The following is an 18,393-nucleotide window of genomic DNA, read 5'->3' as shown; positions in this document are numbered from 1 at the left end:
CCGGCCTCGCTTACAGGATGCCGGTGGCTTCGGTGAGCAGCCAGATGCCGATCACGAGCAGCACGGCGCCGATGGCGACCGTGAGGCCGAACTGGCCCCAGGTCTTGCGGCCGGTGTGGATTTCCGCGTAGGTGCCGTAGGCGTGGTAGCACACGCCGATGAACATCGACGCCACCACCAACAGGGCCACGAGCATGATGATGTCGTAGCCGTAGTTGCGGATCGTCTCCATGATGCCGTTGCCGGTGCCGCGCGTCGGGTTCTCCAACTGCGGCAAGCCTTGCGCGAACGACAGCGCGGGCAGCGCGGCGGCGCCCAGGGCCACGGCGGCGCGCTGGGCAAAACGGGAAGTGAAGATGCGGTTGTGCATGGTCGGGCCTTTCAGGTCAGGACAGGAGGAAGAAACTCAGGACGAGGTACATCGCGACGAAGCGGATGCAGACGCCGAGGAACTGGCGCTGGTTGAGGCGGCTCTCGGACCACCCCACGTAGGCCGTTCGGATGGCCCAGACGCCCCACACGAGCAGGACCGCGAACACGACGCCGACCAGGACGGTCGCCATCGCGGAAGGCGCGATGCCGCTGTTGGCTTGAAATGCTGAGACCTGGGCGCCGTTCATGGCTTGCCCTCCGCAGTCGTCGCCGGCAGCGGCTCGGTCGCCCGCTCGGTGCGGTAGTCGCCGGCCAGTTCGGAGGGGTCGCGCGGCTGGGCGCGCGATGGCGTCAGATGGAACTGGATGCCGGCGCGAACACGCGCCAGGTCAGCCAGCAGCCGCGGGTAGTCGAAGTGGTAGCGCTCGCCCGGCTGGATGGGGGCATGCGCGGCGCTGTCCGCGACGGTGCGCTCCAGCGCGTCGAGCTGGCGCAGTGCGGCGACCAGCTCCTGGCGCTGCGCAGGGGACTCGGCCAAGGCCATCGGGGACTGACCCAGCAGGAGGGCCGTCACGAGAAGAGTGGGTACGCCGCGATGCGCGGCGCGCAGCCAGATCGAAGCCACCATCGCGCCATTCCTGTGTGATCAGCAATGGGGTGATCGTGGAGATCAGGGCTGTTTTAGGCCGCAAACAATAGGAACTGGCGGACGACCGGATTGGGCATGCCGCGAGCGAACCTACAAAAGCCCGGGTCGCGTTTCGATTATTGCGTTTTTCGAGTGTTTCGAATATGATCGGCTCTGCAACCGTTTTCGCTTAGGAGCTACCCATGACCACCGCCACTGCCCAATCCAAGATGACCCTTCCCGCCGCGGGAGAGGTTAAGGCAGCCGTCCAGGGTCAACGTGCCTTGGCGGCTTACCTCGCAACCCAGTTCGAGACGCAGCACATCCAGATCTTTGATGACCACAAACAGGCTCATCAGGTGGAACTGCCTACCTCGGCGTTGCGCCTGCTGGTCGACATCCTGGCCGAGTTGGCCGATGGCAATGCAGTAAAGGTGGTGCCCGTCCATGCAGAGCTGACGACCCAAGAGGCGGCGGACTTGCTCAACGTGTCCCGTCCCCATTTCGTCAAGCTGCTAGAAGATGGGGTGTTGGCATTTCATCGCACCGGCAAGCACCGCAGGGTGAGGTTCGCCGATCTGATGCAGTACAAGGAAGCGCGCGAGCGCGCCAGTGAGCAGGCGATGGCCGAACTCGCTCAGCAGTCGCAAGAGTTGGGAATGGGATACGAATGAGGCATTCCCCATTCACCGCCGTCTACGACGCGTGCGTTCTATATCCCGCGCCACTGCGGGATTTCCTGATGTGGCTCGGCCTGTCTGGCCGCTTCCGGGCGCGGTGGAGCCAAGCCATTCATGAGGAGTGGAAACGCAACCTGTTGATCAACCGCCCCGATCTCACCCGGGTTCAGGTCGACAGGACGTCGGATCTCATGGACAGGGCCATTCCGGACGGCTTGGTGGAGGGCTACGAAGCGCTCGTGGCAGGCCTGACATTGCCCGATCCGGACGATCGGCACGTCCTGGCTGCGGCGATTCGCTGCGGTGCGAGCGTGATTGTGACGTTCAACGAACGGGATTTCCCGAACGATCTGCTGGCTCCGTACGGCATCGAATCGCAGCACCCCGATGAGTTTGTGGACAACCTGCTGGATCTGGATGCGGCCGCCGTAGTGTCGGCTGCGCAGCGCCAGCGTGCCCAACTCAAGCATCCGCCGATCGATGTGGACCGCTATCTCGAAATCCTGCTGCGCCAAGGCCTTGTGCAAACGACCAAGGTGCTGGCGACCTATCGCACCATTCTCTGACCCGCCGAGAGCCACGGATGACCAAGAATCCTTCATCAGACGCCACTTTGCCGAAAGGCATCCATCGAAGCTGGAAGCTGCCGGACAAGTCGCTGGGTGACTTGTGGGATTCGATCGTGATGGACGAAGCCATCAAAAAACAGTTGCTGTCACAAGCGATCGTCAACTTCACGGTGCGCCCCAAGGTGGAGCGCACGGTACTCCCCCTGCACGGCGTGATCTTGTTGGTCGGCCCACCGGGGACTGGGAAGACCTCCTTGGCACGGGGCTTGGCGCATCGTGTGGCCGAATCTTTTTCTTCTGCGAAGTTTCGATTGCTGGAAGTGGAGCCTCACACGCTGACGAGCTCTGCAATGGGAAAGACTCAACGCGCCGTGGCAGACCTGTTCTCGCAATCGATCGCAGAATCCGCAGCGGCGGGCCCGACGATCGTCCTTCTGGACGAGGTCGAAACGCTTGCGGCTGATCGAGCCAAGCTCAGCCTGGAAGCCAACCCGGTTGATGTGCACCGGGCCACCGATGCGGTGTTGGTGCAGTTGGACATGTTGGCCGAACGCAACCCGCATCTGCTGTTCGTGGCCACCAGCAACTTCCCACAGGCCGTCGACAGTGCCTTCCTGTCTCGTTGCGACATGGTGATGGAGGTGCCACTGCCCGGCAAGGATGCCTGCAAGCAGATCCTGGTGGACTGCCTGAATGGCCTGGCAAAGACATTTCCGGGGATTGGCAAGCTTTCCTCGGCTCACCAGTTCGACGCGTGTGCTGGCGAGTGCGTCGGATTGGATGGTCGGGCCATTCGCAAGGTCGTAGCCAACGCCCTCGCGGCCGACCCGCAAGTGGCTATCGATCCGAACAAGCTTTCCGTAGAGCACCTGCGCAGTGCGATACGACAGGCAAAGCAAATGCGCCTTCAAGGAGGGAAGCAAAAATGACCACCGTTGTCAGCCGGACGTTTCGCAGTTCGCCGCACCGCGATGCGTTGCAGACGTGGGATGCCATTGTCGAACTGCTCACTCAGGGCAAGGACGGCACGGCTCGCTCTGAACTCAGGGCCGTGGCGGGCGTGGCCGCCAGCTTGATCGCCGACCAGGCACCCAAGAGCGCGCCCATCGTTGCGACATGCGATGGACCACGGACCAGGATCTACTGCCTCTTCGACGAAGACGCGATCGATGGTGATGATGCCAACGAAGAAGTCTTGGGGTTCGAGCCGTTGAAGGGAGACTGGGGAGTCTCGCTGCCGTGTCCGAAGGAGCAGCTCGGCTGGGTGCAAACCGCGCTCAAAAAGCACTGTTCTCGCATCATTGCACGGGACTTGAGCCAAGGAATTGCCACGCAGGCGCAGGACGATGCTGGGCAAGCGCTGTCGCTCGACCTCGGAGGTTTCCTCAAGTCATGAGCACCGTCGCCACCTACTCGTACACGCACTCGGTTACCTATGTGACCGACAACATCCTCAAGAGCTTGAAAGACATCATCCTGCTCAGTGGGCTGGACCCTGAGCACTTTGCGGATCGCTGGGAGAGCAATACCCGAGCCATCAAGACGTGGCTCGGGACCGGTGATCTGCGCAAGGTGATTCTGGAGATCTACAACCCGGCAACCGACAAGCTTGTGACCCGATGGGATATCGACATCGTGTATGGGTGGTCCGATGGCGACGGCAGCTTCTGGACAGATACCGAGCAGTTGAAATACGCGATCAAGAAGGCTGGGCTGTTGCCATCGCAGGCTAAGTACAAAGTCATGCTTGATACAAAGCCCGGGCGGCCTGACGTGGATGGGTGGAGCAAAGGAAGCTATCGCTCGACGGATGGGATGGTCAAGCAGAGCCTGGGCTCGACTGTGGAACACAGCGGCCTGGCGGGTCAGGCTGGATATTGGAGGCAACGCTGATGCTGTCGATCGATGAAGCTTTTCGCAAGTTCAAGTCGCGCCTGGAACTCAACGAGCGCGAGCAGAAGAATGCCTCGCAGCGCCAGAACGAAGTGCGAGACTACCTGCAGACGAAATTCGGTATTGCGCGCAGCTTCCTGACCGGCTCCTATGCTCGATACACGAAGACGAAGCCGCTCAAGGATATCGACATCTTCTTCGTGCTGAAGGACTCGGAGAAGCATTACCACGGCAAGGCCGCATCGGTAGTGCTGGATGATTTCCACTCTGCATTGGTGGAGAAATACGGTTCGGCAGCCGTGCGCAAACAGGCGCGCTCGATCAACGTGGATTTCGGTGTTCACATCGACGCGGAGGACAACACGGACTACCGGGTGGTCAGCGTGGATGCGGTGCCCGCATTCGACACCGGCGACCAGTATGAGATCCCCGATTCGGCGTCCGGAAAGTGGATCAAGACGGACCCGGAGATCCATAAGGACAAGGCGACCGCAGCGCACCAAGCCTATGGCAATGAGTGGAAAGGTCTCGTGCGCATGGTGAAGTACTGGAACAACAATCCCAAGCACGGCGATCAGAAGCCGGTGAAGCCCTCATTCCTTATCGAGGTGATGGCACTGGAATGTCTCTACGGCGGCTGGGGTGGATCGTTCGATCGCGAGATCCAGTCATTCTTTGCCACGCTCGCTGATCGTGTCCATGACGAGTGGCCTGACCCGGCCGGCCTCGGGCCGGCGATCAGCAACGACATGGACGCTGCGCGCAAGCAGCGCGCGCAGCAACTGCTGTCGCAAGCGAGCCAGGACGCAAGTGTCGCCATCGACCACGCGCGTCGCGGTCGCAATCTCGAAGCGCTTCGAGCCTGGCGTGCGCTGTTTGGCCCCAAGTTCCCGCTTTCCTGACCCCGTCGGCTGCCATACGTCCAATCGAGGTACAACATGTCCCAGTGGTCGCTTTCCCAACTCTTGTCGTCCTTGCACGAGGACATCCAGCAGCGCCTGTCCGTAGTACGCAAGACCTTCGGTCACCCGGGCACGAAGGGGGATGCGAGCGAGAACGTCTGGATCGACATGCTGGATACCTATCTGCCCAAACGGTACCAGGCGGCCAAGGCGCATGTGGTGGACAGCCTGGGGAACTTCAGCCAGCAGATCGATGTGGTGGTGTTTGATCGGCAATATTCGCCTTTTATCTTCACCTACGAGAACGAGACGATCATCCCAGCCGAAAGCGTGTACGCCGTGTTCGAGGCCAAGCAGACGGCTGACGCGGGGCTTGTGGCCTATGCCCAGGAGAAGGTCGCCAGTGTGCGCAGGCTGCACCGCACGAGCCTGCCGATCCCGCACGCTGGCGGGACCTACCCAGCGAAGCCGTTGATTCCGATTCTGGGTGGCTTGCTCACCTTCGAGAGCGAATGGAGTCCAGCATTGGGCCCATCCATGGACAAGGCGCTGAACGCAAACCTCACCGAGGGGCGTCTGGACATCGGATGCGTTGCCGCCCACGGGCACTTTTTCTATGACCAAGCCAGCGGCGCGTACAGCTACACCAACGAAAACAAGCCGGCGACCGCGTTTCTTTTCAAGCTGATCGCGCAGCTTCAGTTCAGTGGAACGGTCCCCATGATCGATGTGGAGGCTTACGGTCAGTGGTTGACCAAGTGAGGGGTCGCTGTGGCAAGCATACGTTCGGAGTACCACCGGTTCCTAGCGCACTTGGCGCAGCGGCACGTGCACGACGACGTGCGCCGGCTGGCGCACCTGGTGCTCGATCACCTGCAGCCACTGGCCGAGGTCGGTGCTGCACGCCGGGGGCGCTCCACGCGCTTGGCGCCGCTGGCCATCGCGCATCTGGCGCAGATGCCTGTCGCCTACAACGGGGACGCGCGCGGCCCCGAAAACGGGCCGGCGCTCGGGCGACTGCACCAGCTCGAAGTCGGGCCGTTTCGAGGATTCATGCGGCAGGAGACGTTCGACCTCAGCCATGACATCACCTTGGTCTACGGTGCCAACGGCACCGGCAAGAGCAGCTTCTGCGAAGCCTTGGAAGTGGCGATGCTCGGTTCGATCAGCGAAGCGCAGGCCAAGCGGGTCGACCAGCGGACGTACTGCAACAACGCTCGCCTGCGCCGTCATGTCGCGCCTGTCCTATCGTCCCGGGCGGAAGACCAGCCCCAGGCCGTCCAGCCAGATGAAGCCGAATACCGCTTCTGCTTCATCGAGAAGAACCGCCTTGACGACTTCGCCCGCATCGCCGCGCGGACGCCGGGCGACCAGCGGCAACTGATCGCAACCCTGTTCGGCGTGGACCAGTTCAGCGAATTCGTGCGGGGCTTCAACCCTTTGCTTGATCAGGACCTGATGCTCACCGGTGTCCAAGCTGCGCAGCTGGCACAACGCCGCGTACAGTTGGCGAACTCCGAGCAGACGATCGCCGCCTATCCGCAGAAGATTGCTGCGGTCGAGGCCCTAGAGCAGGCCTTGGCGCAGCGCATGTGGCCTGGCGCGACCTACCAGGCCTGCGTCGACTGGCTGCTCGGCACACCGCAGCAACAAGGGCGGCTGCCGTACGTCCAGGCACAACTGGACGCCAACCCGCCTGCCATTTATGAAGTGACGCAGGCCCGTCTGCAGGCGTTGCTGGCAGAGGCTTATCGGATCCAGGGACTGTGGCGGGCGTCTTCCGGGCAGCTTGCCGCCCGCGCCGGCGAGGTGTCATACGCGAAGCTCTACGAGGCCGTGTTGGCGCTGGCGGACGGGGCGACGGCTTGCCCCGCCTGTGGAACTGCACTGGCCGCTGTGGCGCAGGATCCGTTCGCGAAGGCACGCGCGGGCCTGGAGCAGCTTGCTCAACTGGCTGCCCTCCAACAGCAGGAGACCGGACATCGCACGCAGTTGAGCGAGGCGGTCCGAGTTCTGTGGGAGGAGATGCGCCGCGTGGTAACGGCGGGTGCCGTTGCCTGTCCGGCCGAATCACAGGGTGCTGGCCTGCCGCTGCTGCCTCCCACTGCGGCCGGCAATTGGCTTGGTGCCTGGGTCGATGGAGATCGACGTGCCTGGAACGCTCTGCTGCGGATCGCCGAGATCATTGAAGGGGTCGACGCGCAGGCGCGGGAAGTGCATGCCCAGCGCGGCGCATTGGCACAGGAGCGAGATGGCCTACAGCAGCACCAGTTGGAGGTCCAACGACTGCGCACCTTGCGGGGGGCGGCCGATCAGGATCTGGCCACTGCCCGCCAGACCGTCGCCCAGTTCGACGAGGCGAACCGCGAACTGATCGAGGTCGTTGCTGCGGAAGTGGCGGTGGTGGCGCACCATCAGCGGGTCAAGGTTGCCTACGACGGCTTTTTGCCCGAGATTCAGGCCTACCTTGCCGCACTTCCAGGTGTGCTGCTCCAAGGGCTGGGAGAGCAAGCGCGCCAGCTCTACAACGCATTCAACCGGGCCGATCCGCCCGGCGATCTGCTGCACGCGCTGTGGCTGCCAGTGGCCGAGAACGGCAAGATCGAGGTGGAGTTCGCTGGGGAGCCGGGTGTCCGTTACGACGCGCTAATCGTGTTCAGCGAGGGGCACATCAAGTGCCTCGGCCTGGCGATACTACTCGCCAAAAATATCGCGCAGGGTTGTCCCGTCGTCATCTTTGATGACGTCGTCAATGCGATCGACGATGACCACCGCGACGGCATCTGGCGCACCTTCTTCGAGGATGGCCTGCTCGACGGTAAGCAGGTCATCCTCACCTCGCACGCCGAGGAATTCCTGCATCGCATCCAGCAGGAGCTGGGCGCCCGGCGCGCTGGCGCCATCAAGCGCTACAAGTTTCTCCCGCATCAGGGAGAGCACGAACTGCGGGTCGACAGCGACCCGCCAGCGAAGAACTATGTTCTTCTGGCCCAGCAGGCGTTGGCGGCTGACGAGAAACGCGAGGCACTGCGTCAGGCCCGGCCGGCGCTGGAGAGTCTGACGGACCGCCTGTGGACGTGGCTGGGTCGGCGGACGGACGGCCGGATCGACATCAAGCTGAGCGGGCCCCGCGCGCCTTGGGAGCTGAACAATAAATGCACCAAGTTGCGGTCGGCCGTCGAGCGTATCGCGGCGCAACACGCGGGTGCGCCGGATGCCGTGGGGGCGTTGGTCAGGCTGCTCAATGTCAGCGGTACGAGTATTGAATGGGGTTACCTCAATAGCGGTGTGCACGACGCTCAGCGCGATCATGAGTTCGATCGGGCGACGGTAAGAACGGTCGTCGAGGCGGTTACGGCGTTGGATGCTGCTCTTGATACCCTGCAGAACCGATGAACGGCACACGGCTTTGCAGAGCAGTGCCGCCCGTGTCACCTCATAAGTACTTCTTGAAGCTGCCTGCGGTCAGGCTAACTGCCATCCCCAGCAACGCCGCGCTGGGCAGCAGGATGACCAGAGGATGCACCGATATGGGCAGAGCGAGATAGGTGACCCAAGGCAGCACGGCCAACGGCATCAGGCTGGCCTTCGCGCGGTGGTAGATGAAGCCGGATTCGCGGCCCGCGCCGAACCGGCGCACATCCCGTCGCACCAGGCCGTCAATCAGGCCGACGAATGCCGCCGTGAGGATCAGCGGCAGCGTGAGCACCAAGACCAGCAGGCGCACCAGGAAGGTGAGCGTCGTGAAGGCCGCAGCGATCAGGTAGCTCTCGGTCCAGACATAGACCTGGCTGATCCAGTAGCGGAAGTTGTGGGTCTGCCCGTGGCTGGGCGCTCGGGCGCGCTCGGCGGTCTGGCTCATGTGCTCCAGCAGCCCCGAGCGCACGAACACCCATTCGTATCCGGTGTCCACCAGCTCGTGCGCCGTCCGTCCCGGCTCCTGTACGACCACGCTGCGCGTGAAGTGGCTGGACAGGTGCCCGAGTTCGTACTGCAGCATCTGCTGGGAGTGGCGCCAGCCCTGGTCCTTCCAGAACAGGTGCATGCCGACGCACTCCACCACGATCGAGAACAGCAGCGAGCCGATCAGCACCCCGAGTAACCGGAACGGTAAGGTGAGGGTGCCGACGATCAAGCCTTGGCGTTGGTTCTGCTCCCGCTGCGCGGTCGAGGCGGCATCCTTCATGGCACGGCCTCGTTGCCCGCGCCATCGTCGGCGCCGGTGGCCACCGCGTCGGGCTCGGCCGCAGCGGCATCGTCCAGCAGGTCGTCGGGCAAGGCCGCATCCTGCAAGGCCGGCGAGCTGGTGAACTCCCACCACTGCGTGGCCTCGCTGTAGCTCTGGCGCATGTACCCGGCCAGTTGCTGCAGGTCCGCCGGCATCACTTCATCCGGGTCCGGCGCCGGCAGCGGCATGCGTACCTTCCAAAGCTGGCCGCCCTGCAGCAGCGCGAAGCATTGGCCTTTGGGCAGTCCAACGACGTGCGACGGCTCGATCATCGGCACGCTGGACATGCTGATGCGGTCCTGCGTGTTGCTGGTGAAATCCGTCGCCCCACGGATGTCCGAGCTATCGGTCGCGCCGGAGACGATGGTGGTGGTATAGACCTCGACCTTCGGCAACTGCCTCGTCAGCAGTTCGGCCGTGGCCGTCTCCCTGACCCTGAGCATGAACAGGTTGTTGAAGTTACCGATCACCTGACCGGCCTTCGCGCGGTTGCCGATGCGGGCCTCGATGTCCGAGAGCGTCTGCGTGTACGCCGTGACTTGCAGGCCGGCACCGCCGCCCTTGTTGATTAGCGGGATGAATTCATCGCCCATCAATTCATTGAATTCATCGGCATGAACGTTGATGGGCACGCGCGCACCGGCCGTTGCGCCCGGGAGGCCATCGTCGATCCCGTGCTTGTAGATGTGCCCGGCGACCGACACGAGATCGCTGAACATCGAATTGCCGACCGCTGCGGCAACCTCGGCGTCGGATAGCGCGTCCAGACCCACATAGACGACTGCGCGCTTTCGGATGACCTGCATCCAATCGAAGATCGGGCGCGGGTCGGCCAGGTCGGAATAATTTGGGGCCAAAAGCTGGGAAATCTTCCCGCTGGTGAGCTTCTCCAGCAGCGGCAGCAACGACGCGACGATCTTGTCGAAATACGTCTTGTCGTAGCGAACCGCCGAGCGCAGGCCGTCGAGAACCGGGTCGTAGTTGCGGGCCTGGGAGAGGTACTGTTCCAGCGCCACCACGCGCTTCTCGCGCCCGATCATGTTGCGCGGGATGTTCTTCTCGTTGAGCTTGGCCTCGATCTGGACGATCACCTCCCAGGCTTTGGGCTCAGTCTTGGCGAAGTAGTGCTGGGCGTACTCGATGAACAGCGCGTCGATGTTGATGACGTGCCGCTGGATCAGCATGTAGTCCGGGCGCTGCCCCAGCTCCACCAGGGCGCGGGCAATGATGTTCACGAAGCGCCATGCGAACTCGCGGAACGCCGCGCTGTTGCCTTCGCCGGAGAGCTGCCCCGCCACCCGGGTCGCCACTTCGCTGATGCGGCCGAAGCGGCCCACCGCGTTGTAGCGCGCCGAAATGTCCGGCCAGCCCAAGTGGAAGACGTAAAACTCGCCTTCACGGCCCGCGCGCTGGGCCTCGGCATACATCCGCTTGAGCAGGTCCGCGTCCCCCTTGGGGTCGATGACGATCACGACCTCGTGCTCGCCTGCGGCGTTCTTGCGGCGGATGTCCTGCGTGACGAACAACTCGGCCAGCCGCGTCTTGCCCACCCGCGTGGTGCCCAACACCAGCGAGTGTCCGACGCGCTCCCCCAGCGGCAGGCTGACGTCCACCTCGTCGGGCTCGATGCCATGCAGGCGCGGCAGGCCGCCGACAGGCGGCAACGGGCGCACGGGGTTGAAAGGCACGTCCCAGCCCGTGAGCGCGGGCAGCCGGGACAGCGGGAACGGCGCGAACTCCAGCCGTTCCTCCAGGCGCCTGGCCAGCCGGTAGGCCGGCGTCGGCTCGACGTAGCGGCGAAACTCCGGCCGGTACGTCTGCATCAGCCTATGGGTGTGCTTCTGCTCCCAGAGAAACCCGCGCCCCACGAACAAGCGCTGCTGGCTGACCGGCACGTCCTTGCTCGTCATCACGTACCGCGGCAGGCGGCGGATGTTGTGCCGGTAGCGCAGAATGACGCGGGCATCGCGGTAGCGGATCGCGCCGTAGGCACCGAATGCCAAGGCGCTGCCGACGCCCATCGAAGGGCTCAGCGCGAGCGACCATGGGGCCACCAGGCACAGAAACGCGGCGCCTGCACACGCCGCGATGGTGTATAGCTCCACCGCTGGGCGTAGCAGAACCTCGACCGGCTGTTTCCCCGACATGGCTTCATTGCTCGATGCCAGTGGCCGTGATCAGCGCCGGGTAGTGCCGCAGGCCCAGGCGATCGGCCAGGTCGTCGCTGGCAACGGGGGCGAGCGGCAAGCCTGGCGCCAGCGCGCGCAGCCGCGCCAGGCCCTGCGCGGTCTCGACGTTGACCACCAGGCCGACCGCGCCACGTTCGCGCAAAGCGGCGGCGCGGCGCTGCAACCAGGCCCGGGAAGCCTCGTCGTCGCCGATGACCACGAACGGCCGCAGGCCGGGCGCTTCAATCACACGCCGCGCGACGGTGCCAGGCGTGAGCTTGGCGCTGCGCACCGGCAGCATCGCGGCTTCGTCCGCCGGTGTGGCAGGAAGCTGGGGCGTCGGGATGGACGGCCGCGCCGGTGCGTTGGCGCGCGGCTGGAGATTCAGGGCTTCGTAGTACGGCAATGCCGACGTGCCGCCACGGTCCTCGACAACGATCAGTGGCTCGCCGGCACGCGAGGCCAGCGGCAGGCCTGACAGCAGCATGAGTAGGCCCGTGAACGCGAGATGGGCGGGATGGGGTTTCGTCATGGGGAGGTCTCCTGGCGCGCCGCGAGGACCGCGGCGGCTGGTCGCGTGCCCTGCACGCGGGCAAGGTGGCGCGACACGCTGCGCCGATAGCGGGCGGCGGGCTCGCCGCCTGCGGGGCGGTGGTAGCGGCCGATCGCCAGCAGCCAGTCCTCGCCGGGGGTGTGCTGCTCCTTCAGGATCTCGGCGGCAACGGCCAGGTTGCGATACGGATCCAGCAGGTCGCACGCGCCGGTAAAGCGGTGCTTGTGGTAACCGAGGTTGATCTGGCCCAGGCCCGCATCAATGCGCGTGTGCGGCGTGGCGCGCATCGCCTGCTGCAGGCCAGCGCAGGCGTCGGCGCGCGTGGCGAAGCGGCGCGACTGGCCGGCGACGTTGAGGGACCACGGCCACGGCACCAGGCGCCCGTTGCGCCGGATGCCGCTCTCCTGCAAGGCCACGGCGTAGAGCACGGTCGAGGGGATGCCTGCGCGCTGGGCGGCAAGCTGGTAAGCCGGTGGCGGAACCTCCTGGGCCAGGGCGGCAACGGCATACAGGCCGGCAGTGAGCACCAGTGCGCGCAGGGGCATGGCTACGGCTGGCGCTGCCATTGGCCGTTCACTTCGCGCACGGCGGCGGGCAGATCGCCGGGCAGGCCCAGCGACAGCCAGCGGCCGCCGTCGTGGTTGAGCGTGATGCTGCCGGCGCGCACGCGCGCCGGGTCGATCTGCGCGCGCTTGGCCCAGTCGCGGATGCGCGCGTCATCCTGGCGGCTGCCCACCATGTACAGGTCGAACTCCGCGCCCGAGGATTGCAGGCGCTGCACGAGCTGTCCGCAGGCTGCGCAGCCGTCCTTGACGAACACCGCCATGCGGCCGCTGCCGCGCAAGGGACTGCTGGATGTGCCGGCGCCCGGCTTGTCGTCGGGCAGGTTCACGCGCTGCATCCCCGGATTCAGGCGCTGCCAGGCCTCGTCGTAGGCGCGCTGGTAGGCGAGCAGCTTCTCGACGCGGCGCGCTTCCACCTGCACCTGCAGTTCCGCATAGCGGCGCCGTTCTTCGTCCGTGCGAGCTTCGATGCCCAGGGCGGACAGCGGGTCCAGGTTGGGCGAGTAGATACCCAGCGGCCCATCCATCAGCTCGCGGTAGCGTGCCCATTCTTGTGGCTGCAAGCCCCATTCGGTTGCCACCCGGTCGTCCAGCACGCGGGCGGCCAGCGGGCGCTCCTGGCTCTGTGCGTTGCGCGCCGGGGTCGTTGCGGGCTGCTGCGCCCAGGCGGGCCATTGCGACGACGCCACCAGGACCGCGAAAAGGAGGATCGACGGCTTCATGGGGTGCTCCGGTCAGGGAATCGCCACGCGGCGGGTGTGGTTGCCGGCCTGGAACACTGCGGTGTTGCCCTCGATCGCCTGCAGGCGCCACGGGCCGACCGCATCCCCGGGCAGCAGCACCTGAAGTTGGGCGGGCGTGAAGTCCCCGGTGCTCGGCGCGACGGACACGCTGCGCTGGCCGGCGCGCAGTTCGGCGCCGACGACGCGGAATGACAGCGGCGACAGCTCGGTCTTGGAGGCGGCGGACGTGCGCGATGCGCGCCGCTGGGCGGGTGCGGTGGCACGTGCGGCGGCTTGGCGCGCCTTGATCTGCTCGACCTCCGCGCGAAGCGCCTGGAGGTCGTCGGCCGCTGCGTAGCCACTGAGAGATTTCTCGACCTGGGCCGCGCGTGCTTCCAGGATCTGGCGGGTGTCTTTGAGGTCAGCGTCCGTCGCGACGGCCGGGCGCTGCTGGATGGCCTCGATCGTCTCGGCCAAGCCAGTTGCCTGCACTTCCAGGCGTTGCAGGCGGGAATCCAGCCGCTCCTGGTCGGCCTGGTCGCTGAGGGCCTGGTAGCCCAGGGCCACCAAGACGCTGAGGAAGACCAACCAGAGCCACAGAAGGCTCTGCACCACCACGACGGCGCCCGGGCGCCGGGCAGACTGTGGGGAGCTCATGGCTGGCCTCCCGAAACCGAAGGCTCCAGCGGGAACGTCTGCACCGCCTCGGCGGCGGGTGGCTCGGATGCGGGTTCGATGACCGCGCTGTCGGCGGGCCGTTCGAAGCAGATTTGCCGTGCGCGGTCATCCGCGTGCAGTTCCCAGGCCGGGCCAGCCAGCGTGAGCAGCGCATCGCGCAAGGTCATGGGGCCGAGGTGCAGGTGCGCCGCCGGCAGCGGCAGCGCGTACAGCTCGATTACCGCGTGTGCCGTCTGGCACAGGCTGTAACCGCTACGCTTGAGCACATGCCGCAGCCCATCGCCGACGGTGGCACGGGCATCTTCGGGCATGGACACGTCGATGGTCTGCAACAGCAGGTCGCGCTGCGCCGCTCTGGGTGCCAGCTCGACCAGCGTGTAGCGACCGTAGCGCACGACGGGGATGTACTCGGGCGCCTCGGGTTCGGGCGCGGCCGAGACTTCCTCGATGGCATCAGGTGCGGGCGGCGCAGTCGTCGTAGCGCAGCCGCCAGCCAGCACCGACCAGAGCAGGCCGAGGACTCCAGCCAGCAGGCGGCGTTCGGGATGGTGAAACCAAGGTGGAGAGGGGCACATAAGCTCGGCGTCCTGAAACATCGAGCCCTCACCATCGCCGCTAAGACCCGGGGCAGCAGCAAACAATGCGAACCACGCTGCGTCCGATTTACCGGCAGCGGTCTAGTCGAACAAAAGCGGCCTTGAGGGGGCCGTAACGGAAAAGCTCGGTCGCGGTCGGCGGATGGAGGCCGGCCGCTTGACTGCTACTATTTGTTAAAACACCAGTGGACGGGGGCGTAAATGAGGGTTTCTCGGGTCAGGTTGATCAATTTCGCCAATTTCTCGGATGTTGATGTCGAGACGGGGGAAAGTATCGTCATCGTGGGAGAGAACAAGGTTGGCAAGAGCAATTTCATTCGCGGCCTGCAGTTGATCCTTGATCCGGGCTTGTCTGAGCGCGATCGACAACTGGGGCTTGAACATTTCTGGGACGGACTTGGCGAAGACAAGGTTGGTGCGACCATTGAGGTCTCTGTGGATCTAACGGACTTCACAAACGATCCCCGACTGATGGCTCACCTCAACGATTGCGTGATTGATCCTGGCCCACCCATGGTGGCCCGACTCACCTACCGCTTCCAGCCTAAGGCGGGCCTGGGGCGCGCTCCGGAATCGTTGAAGGACTATGAGTATGTGATCTTCGGTGGCGACGATCCCGACATGCGTATCGGCGGCGCACTCCGCCGGATGTTGCCAATAGATGTTCAGGTAGCCCTGCGTGACGCTGAGAAGGACCTTGCGAGCTGGCGCAATTCGCCATTGAGGCCGCTCATTGAGGATCTTGCCGCGTCGTTGGATGATGACGCCCGTGAGGAGATTCAGGATCAGGTCGACCAAGCACAGCGAGAGCTGGCTGGACACGAGGAAGTGGTAGCGACAGCAGAACGGATCAGCGAACGGCTGATCGCCATCGCTGGGGGGCAACATGCCGTTCCGGTATCGCTCGGACTTGCACCAACTAGAGTCGACGCGTTGCTGCGCAGCCTGCGGCTGCTGATCGACAACGGCGTACGCGGAGTCGGCGATGCCAGTTTGGGAACCGCGAACCTGATCTTCCTGGCGCTGAAGAGTCTCGAACTGGACCGCCTCGTTTCCGATGGAGAGCGCGACCACACCTTCTTCGTAGTCGAGGAGCCCGAAGCGCACCTGCACCCGCACGTGCAGCGTCTAATCTATCGTTACTTCCTTGGCACGGGGGCGGAAGATGGTGAGGAACAGCCACCGCTTACGACAATCCTCACAACCCACTCGCCACATATCGCAAGCGTTGCGCCGATCAGATCTATTGTTCTGCTGCGCCATGACACAGCGGAAGGCAAGACTGTCGCGGTCTCGACAGCAAACGCACCTTTCACGCAGCGGGATGAAGAGGATCTTCAACGTTACATTGACGTCACTCGCGGCGAGATTTTCTTTTCTCGGGGGGTGATTCTGGTCGAAGGCGACGCCGAGCGCTTCATCGTTCCCGCGTTTGCCGAGGTACTCGATATTCCCCTCGATATGCTTGGAATCACTGTGTGCTCGGTGGGGGGGACTAACTTCACCCCGTATGTGAAGCTACTGGGCCCTGAAGGACTCAACATTCCCCATGTGATCCTGACGGACCGGGATCCAACCAATGGTAATCATCCATTGGTTCGCAGGCGGCTTATCAATGTCCTTGACGTGATTGAGGGCGGTGTCGATCACGAAAACTTGGATGCGGATGAAGTGATCGAGCTTGCCGAGCAGTACGGATACTTCGTCAACGAGAACACGTTGGAGCCCGAACTATTTGCAGGTGGACTGGCGCAGGACATGCAGGAGGTAATTCGGGAGGAACTGCCGCGATTAAGGAGAGAAACTCTGAATGCCTTGCAGCAGTGGGTGGACGATCCTGATCAGGTTGATGAAGACTGGCTGCTCAGATTGATCGAGAGGATCGGAAAGGGGAGGTTTGCGCAGGCACTTGCACCGTCGGTGTCACAGGACGTTTGTCCGGCTTACATTCGTTCCGCTCTGGAGCATATCCGTGACGCCATCGCGTAGTGTCAGCACAGCCTACTTGGCTCAGGCTGCCGAACTGGCTGGGAATCCGGGTCAGTTGGCAGCCTACAACTCTCAAGGACATTGTGTGGTACTCGCCGGTCCCGGGAGCGGTAAGACCAAGACACTCGTCCTAAAGCTCGCCCGCATCCTAGCCGAAGACGTCGAGGCCCCTCGTGGCGTTGCGTGCATCACTTATAGTCAGGAGTGCGCTCGCGAACTCGCTCGCCGAATTGAAAGCTTGGGACTTCAGCAGGCACCTAATCTTTTCATTGGTACGGTCCATGGGTTCTGTCTGCGTCATCTCTTGATGCCGTATGGACGCCTGGCCGGCCTGCCCATATCTTTCCCACTTTCGGTGGCCACTCAACGAGTCAGTGATCGGTTGTTGAAGCAAACTGGAGATGCGCTTTTCGGCCAGAACCATCCGTACAAAGTTATTGACCTCGGACGGCATCGCCGTTCCGTGCTCAATCGAAATAGCGTCGCTTGGCGTAGCGAGGAGGAACTCGCTGCCTGGGCCGAGACCTACGAGGCCGCTCTGCGCGACGAGGGGCTGATTGACTACGATGACATGGTTGTCTTCGGCCAACGTTTGATCGCCGAGCACGACTGGGTACTACCTCTGGTTCAGGCAAAATTCCCCGTGCTCGCGGTGGATGAGTACCAGGATTTAGGTGTAGCACTGCATCGCATCGTCAAACGCCTTGCCTTCGACGGGGGTGTCCGACTTTTCGCTGTCGGGGATGCGGATCAGTCGATATATGGATTTACGGGGGCTGATGGCGCGTTGCTCATGGAATTGGCGGCTCGCAGAGACATTGAGCCTGTCCAGCTTCAATTAAATTACCGTTCTGGTGCAGGGATCGTGACTGCGTCAGAGATGGCGCTTGGAGAAGCCCGAGGCTATCAAGCGAGCGATCCTGCGCGACAAACGACCATCGAATTTGTCCTGCGCCCGGGTGGTACGGCGGACCAGGCTGCGCACGCCGTCGCGCAGATCATTCCGGCGGCCTTAGCCTCCAAGCCGGGACGAACACTGGGCGATATCGCGATCCTATACAAAGACTATCGCGCAGGCGATATCGTGGCTAAAGCTGTGGCAACCGGCGGTCTCGATTACATCCGTGTGGATACCGCAGCACCTTACCGCAAGGTTGCCCTAACAAGTTGGGTAGAAGATTGTGCGGCGTGGTGCGCGGGTGGCTGGCGTGTTGGACGCCCACAATTGCGTGGACTACTCGACCGCTATCGCGCATTTCATCGGGCGAGCTTGGACGATTCACAGGCCAAGCGCGAAGAGCAAGAGCTAACCGCCTTGCTATGGGAGCTGCGCGCTGACCAGCAACCTGCGCGAGAATTTGTTGCTTCGTTGCGCAACGGTGTAGTGGATCATCTGCTGGCGGCTGAATTGGCGCTCGCTGATCAGAAAGAGCAACTGGATCGCATGACGGCAGCGCTCGCCGAAGGCGGTGCACTGGCTTCGCTAGACATCACTAGTTTGGGCGGTCGGGACGGTTCGCCCGATCACCTGAATCTGCTGACACTGCATTCCGCAAAGGGCTGTGAGTACGACGTCGTCATCATGGTTGGACTCGACCTCGGAAATCTGCCGTGGCGCAATGAAACTCCAGAGAAGTTGCGCGAAAGTCGCCGGCTCTTCTATGTGGGACTCACACGTGCTCGCGACGAGGTCCACATGCTGTATTCGGGCTTCGTTGATGGCCGCTATGGCCCTATGCGCTTTGGGCGCTCGCCATTCCTTGATGAGCTGGAGGCGCGAATGCGTGCCGCTGGCATTTGAGTGTGAACCAGGGAATCTGGAGTGTCGGTGCTGCGTCGGCGCATGTCGAGC

The 18,393-nt window shown here is 63.5% G+C and carries 20 protein-coding genes; 10 read left to right on the top strand and 10 right to left on the bottom strand.

All coding sequences use genetic code 11. The features are described 5' to 3' along the window. Positions 1–10 precede the first annotated feature (10 nt). From CCX87_RS16900 to CCX87_RS16890, 3 genes are read right to left on the bottom strand one after another with little or no spacing between them, the layout of a single operon-like run. Complete coding sequence (locus CCX87_RS16900; protein ID WP_020307818.1) at positions 11–370, bottom strand: TIGR03745 family integrating conjugative element membrane protein; 360 nt, start codon at positions 368–370, stop codon at positions 11–13. Positions 371–386: 16 nt separating this feature from the next. After that, positions 387–620, bottom strand: coding sequence for a TIGR03758 family integrating conjugative element protein (locus tag CCX87_RS16895; RefSeq protein WP_003050225.1), 234 nt, complete (start codon positions 618–620; stop codon positions 387–389). After that, positions 617–1,000, bottom strand: a complete 384-nt coding sequence (locus CCX87_RS16890) for an integrative conjugative element protein, RAQPRD family (protein WP_003050229.1) — start codon at positions 998–1,000, stop codon at positions 617–619. The genes CCX87_RS16895 and CCX87_RS16890 overlap by 4 nt, the downstream gene beginning before the upstream one ends. Before the next feature lie 203 nt (positions 1,001–1,203). Here CCX87_RS16890 and CCX87_RS16885 point away from each other — a divergent pair, with 203 nt between their 5' ends. The 8 genes from CCX87_RS16885 to CCX87_RS16850 are packed head-to-tail and all read left to right on the top strand — an operon-like array spanning position 1,204 to position 8,440. After that, positions 1,204–1,674 carry a helix-turn-helix domain-containing protein gene (locus CCX87_RS16885; RefSeq protein ID WP_003050245.1) on the top strand — a complete coding sequence of 157 codons (471 nt, stop codon included), beginning with the start codon at positions 1,204–1,206 and terminating at the stop codon, positions 1,672–1,674. Next, on the top strand, positions 1,671–2,246 hold the full coding sequence (locus CCX87_RS16880; protein WP_003050248.1) for a PIN domain-containing protein: 576 nt from the start codon (positions 1,671–1,673) through the stop codon (positions 2,244–2,246). Before CCX87_RS16885 ends, CCX87_RS16880 begins: the two co-directional genes overlap by 4 nt. 17 nt (positions 2,247–2,263) lie before the next feature. Continuing rightward, the gene (gene cap6 / locus CCX87_RS16875) at positions 2,264–3,178 is read left to right on the top strand and encodes a CBASS system CD-NTase-associated protein Cap6 (RefSeq protein WP_003050256.1); all 915 of its coding nucleotides are present in this window, start codon (positions 2,264–2,266) and stop codon (positions 3,176–3,178) included. Continuing rightward, on the top strand, positions 3,175–3,645 hold the full coding sequence (cap8, locus tag CCX87_RS16870; RefSeq protein ID WP_003050260.1) for a type III CBASS phage resistance system CD-NTase-associated protein Cap8: 471 nt from the start codon (positions 3,175–3,177) through the stop codon (positions 3,643–3,645). The genes cap6 and cap8 overlap by 4 nt, the downstream gene beginning before the upstream one ends. Further along, positions 3,642–4,142 carry a type III CBASS phage resistance system CD-NTase-associated protein Cap7 gene (gene cap7, locus CCX87_RS16865; RefSeq protein WP_003050262.1) on the top strand — a complete coding sequence of 167 codons (501 nt, stop codon included), beginning with the start codon at positions 3,642–3,644 and terminating at the stop codon, positions 4,140–4,142. Before cap8 ends, cap7 begins: the two co-directional genes overlap by 4 nt. Continuing rightward, a complete protein-coding gene (locus CCX87_RS16860) occupies positions 4,142–5,044 on the top strand; it encodes a CBASS oligonucleotide cyclase (RefSeq protein ID WP_003050264.1) in 903 nt (300 codons plus the stop codon). The genes cap7 and CCX87_RS16860 overlap by 1 nt, the downstream gene beginning before the upstream one ends. A gap of 36 nt (positions 5,045–5,080) precedes the next feature. Continuing rightward, positions 5,081–5,806: a CBASS effector endonuclease NucC gene (nucC, locus tag CCX87_RS16855; RefSeq protein ID WP_003050273.1), complete on the top strand. Its 726-nt coding sequence runs from the start codon at positions 5,081–5,083 to the stop codon at positions 5,804–5,806. 9 nt (positions 5,807–5,815) lie between these two features. After that, positions 5,816–8,440, top strand: a complete 2,625-nt coding sequence (locus tag CCX87_RS16850) for an ATP-binding protein (RefSeq protein WP_003050276.1) — start codon at positions 5,816–5,818, stop codon at positions 8,438–8,440. Positions 8,441–8,480: 40 nt separating this feature from the next. On the opposite strand, the gene CCX87_RS16845 is transcribed toward CCX87_RS16850, so the two are convergent. From CCX87_RS16845 to pilL2, 7 genes are read right to left on the bottom strand one after another with little or no spacing between them, the layout of a single operon-like run. Next, positions 8,481–9,230: a TIGR03747 family integrating conjugative element membrane protein gene (locus CCX87_RS16845; RefSeq protein WP_003050279.1), complete on the bottom strand. Its 750-nt coding sequence runs from the start codon at positions 9,228–9,230 to the stop codon at positions 8,481–8,483. Then, entirely contained in the window at positions 9,227–11,419 is a 2,193-nt protein-coding gene (traD, locus tag CCX87_RS16840; protein ID WP_003050282.1) for a type IV conjugative transfer system coupling protein TraD, read from the bottom strand. Before traD ends, CCX87_RS16845 begins: the two co-directional genes overlap by 4 nt. A gap of 4 nt (positions 11,420–11,423) precedes the next feature. Further along, the gene (locus tag CCX87_RS16835) at positions 11,424–11,972 is read right to left on the bottom strand and encodes an integrating conjugative element protein (protein ID WP_003050285.1); all 549 of its coding nucleotides are present in this window, start codon (positions 11,970–11,972) and stop codon (positions 11,424–11,426) included. Continuing rightward, positions 11,969–12,559 carry a transglycosylase SLT domain-containing protein gene (locus tag CCX87_RS16830; RefSeq protein ID WP_003109780.1) on the bottom strand — a complete coding sequence of 197 codons (591 nt, stop codon included), beginning with the start codon at positions 12,557–12,559 and terminating at the stop codon, positions 11,969–11,971. Before CCX87_RS16830 ends, CCX87_RS16835 begins: the two co-directional genes overlap by 4 nt. After that, the gene (locus CCX87_RS16825) at positions 12,541–13,278 is read right to left on the bottom strand and encodes a TIGR03759 family integrating conjugative element protein (RefSeq protein ID WP_003050292.1); all 738 of its coding nucleotides are present in this window, start codon (positions 13,276–13,278) and stop codon (positions 12,541–12,543) included. Before CCX87_RS16825 ends, CCX87_RS16830 begins: the two co-directional genes overlap by 19 nt. 12 nt (positions 13,279–13,290) lie before the next feature. After that, positions 13,291–13,935 carry a hypothetical protein gene (locus tag CCX87_RS16820; protein ID WP_003050295.1) on the bottom strand — a complete coding sequence of 215 codons (645 nt, stop codon included), beginning with the start codon at positions 13,933–13,935 and terminating at the stop codon, positions 13,291–13,293. Continuing rightward, entirely contained in the window at positions 13,932–14,531 is a 600-nt protein-coding gene (pilL2, locus tag CCX87_RS16815) for a PFGI-1 class ICE element type IV pilus protein PilL2 (protein WP_020307822.1), read from the bottom strand. Before pilL2 ends, CCX87_RS16820 begins: the two co-directional genes overlap by 4 nt. Before the next feature lie 243 nt (positions 14,532–14,774). On the opposite strand from pilL2, the gene CCX87_RS16810 reads away from it, so the two are divergent. Together CCX87_RS16810 and CCX87_RS16805 are read left to right on the top strand one after the other, a co-directional pair. Further along, positions 14,775–16,541, top strand: a complete 1,767-nt coding sequence (locus CCX87_RS16810) for an ATP-dependent nuclease (RefSeq protein ID WP_228480065.1) — start codon at positions 14,775–14,777, stop codon at positions 16,539–16,541. Then, complete coding sequence (locus tag CCX87_RS16805) at positions 16,525–18,342, top strand: ATP-dependent helicase (RefSeq protein ID WP_023656982.1); 1,818 nt, start codon at positions 16,525–16,527, stop codon at positions 18,340–18,342. The genes CCX87_RS16810 and CCX87_RS16805 overlap by 17 nt, the downstream gene beginning before the upstream one ends. Positions 18,343–18,393: the final 51 nt, after the last annotated feature.

The organism is Acidovorax sp. T1 (assembly GCF_002176815.1).
Classification (GTDB): Bacteria; Pseudomonadota; Gammaproteobacteria; order Burkholderiales; family Burkholderiaceae_C; genus Acidovorax.
The sequence above is the reverse complement of the archived record's forward strand: the minus strand, read 5'-3'. Positions and strand labels throughout refer to the sequence as shown.

Bases quoted from the DNA above. Each gene is read 5' to 3' on its own strand.
- CCX87_RS16900 (WP_020307818.1), bottom strand. From the start codon at position 370: ATGCACAACCGCATCTTCACTTCCCGTTTTGCCCAGCGCGCCGCCGTG.
- CCX87_RS16895 (WP_003050225.1), bottom strand. From the start codon at position 620: ATGAACGGCGCCCAGGTCTCAGCATTTCAAGCCAACAGCGGCATCGCG.
- CCX87_RS16890 (WP_003050229.1), bottom strand. From the start codon at position 1,000: ATGGTGGCTTCGATCTGGCTGCGCGCCGCGCATCGCGGCGTACCCACT.
- CCX87_RS16885 (WP_003050245.1), top strand. From the start codon at position 1,204: ATGACCACCGCCACTGCCCAATCCAAGATGACCCTTCCCGCCGCGGGA.
- CCX87_RS16880 (WP_003050248.1), top strand. From the start codon at position 1,671: ATGAGGCATTCCCCATTCACCGCCGTCTACGACGCGTGCGTTCTATAT.
- cap6 (WP_003050256.1), top strand. From the start codon at position 2,264: ATGACCAAGAATCCTTCATCAGACGCCACTTTGCCGAAAGGCATCCAT.
- cap8 (WP_003050260.1), top strand. From the start codon at position 3,175: ATGACCACCGTTGTCAGCCGGACGTTTCGCAGTTCGCCGCACCGCGAT.
- cap7 (WP_003050262.1), top strand. From the start codon at position 3,642: ATGAGCACCGTCGCCACCTACTCGTACACGCACTCGGTTACCTATGTG.
- CCX87_RS16860 (WP_003050264.1), top strand. From the start codon at position 4,142: ATGCTGTCGATCGATGAAGCTTTTCGCAAGTTCAAGTCGCGCCTGGAA.
- nucC (WP_003050273.1), top strand. From the start codon at position 5,081: ATGTCCCAGTGGTCGCTTTCCCAACTCTTGTCGTCCTTGCACGAGGAC.
- CCX87_RS16845 (WP_003050279.1), bottom strand. From the start codon at position 9,230: ATGAAGGATGCCGCCTCGACCGCGCAGCGGGAGCAGAACCAACGCCAA.
- traD (WP_003050282.1), bottom strand. From the start codon at position 11,419: ATGTCGGGGAAACAGCCGGTCGAGGTTCTGCTACGCCCAGCGGTGGAG.
- CCX87_RS16835 (WP_003050285.1), bottom strand. From the start codon at position 11,972: ATGACGAAACCCCATCCCGCCCATCTCGCGTTCACGGGCCTACTCATG.
- CCX87_RS16830 (WP_003109780.1), bottom strand. From the start codon at position 12,559: ATGGCAGCGCCAGCCGTAGCCATGCCCCTGCGCGCACTGGTGCTCACT.
- CCX87_RS16825 (WP_003050292.1), bottom strand. From the start codon at position 13,278: ATGAAGCCGTCGATCCTCCTTTTCGCGGTCCTGGTGGCGTCGTCGCAA.
- CCX87_RS16820 (WP_003050295.1), bottom strand. From the start codon at position 13,935: ATGAGCTCCCCACAGTCTGCCCGGCGCCCGGGCGCCGTCGTGGTGGTG.
- pilL2 (WP_020307822.1), bottom strand. From the start codon at position 14,531: ATGTGCCCCTCTCCACCTTGGTTTCACCATCCCGAACGCCGCCTGCTG.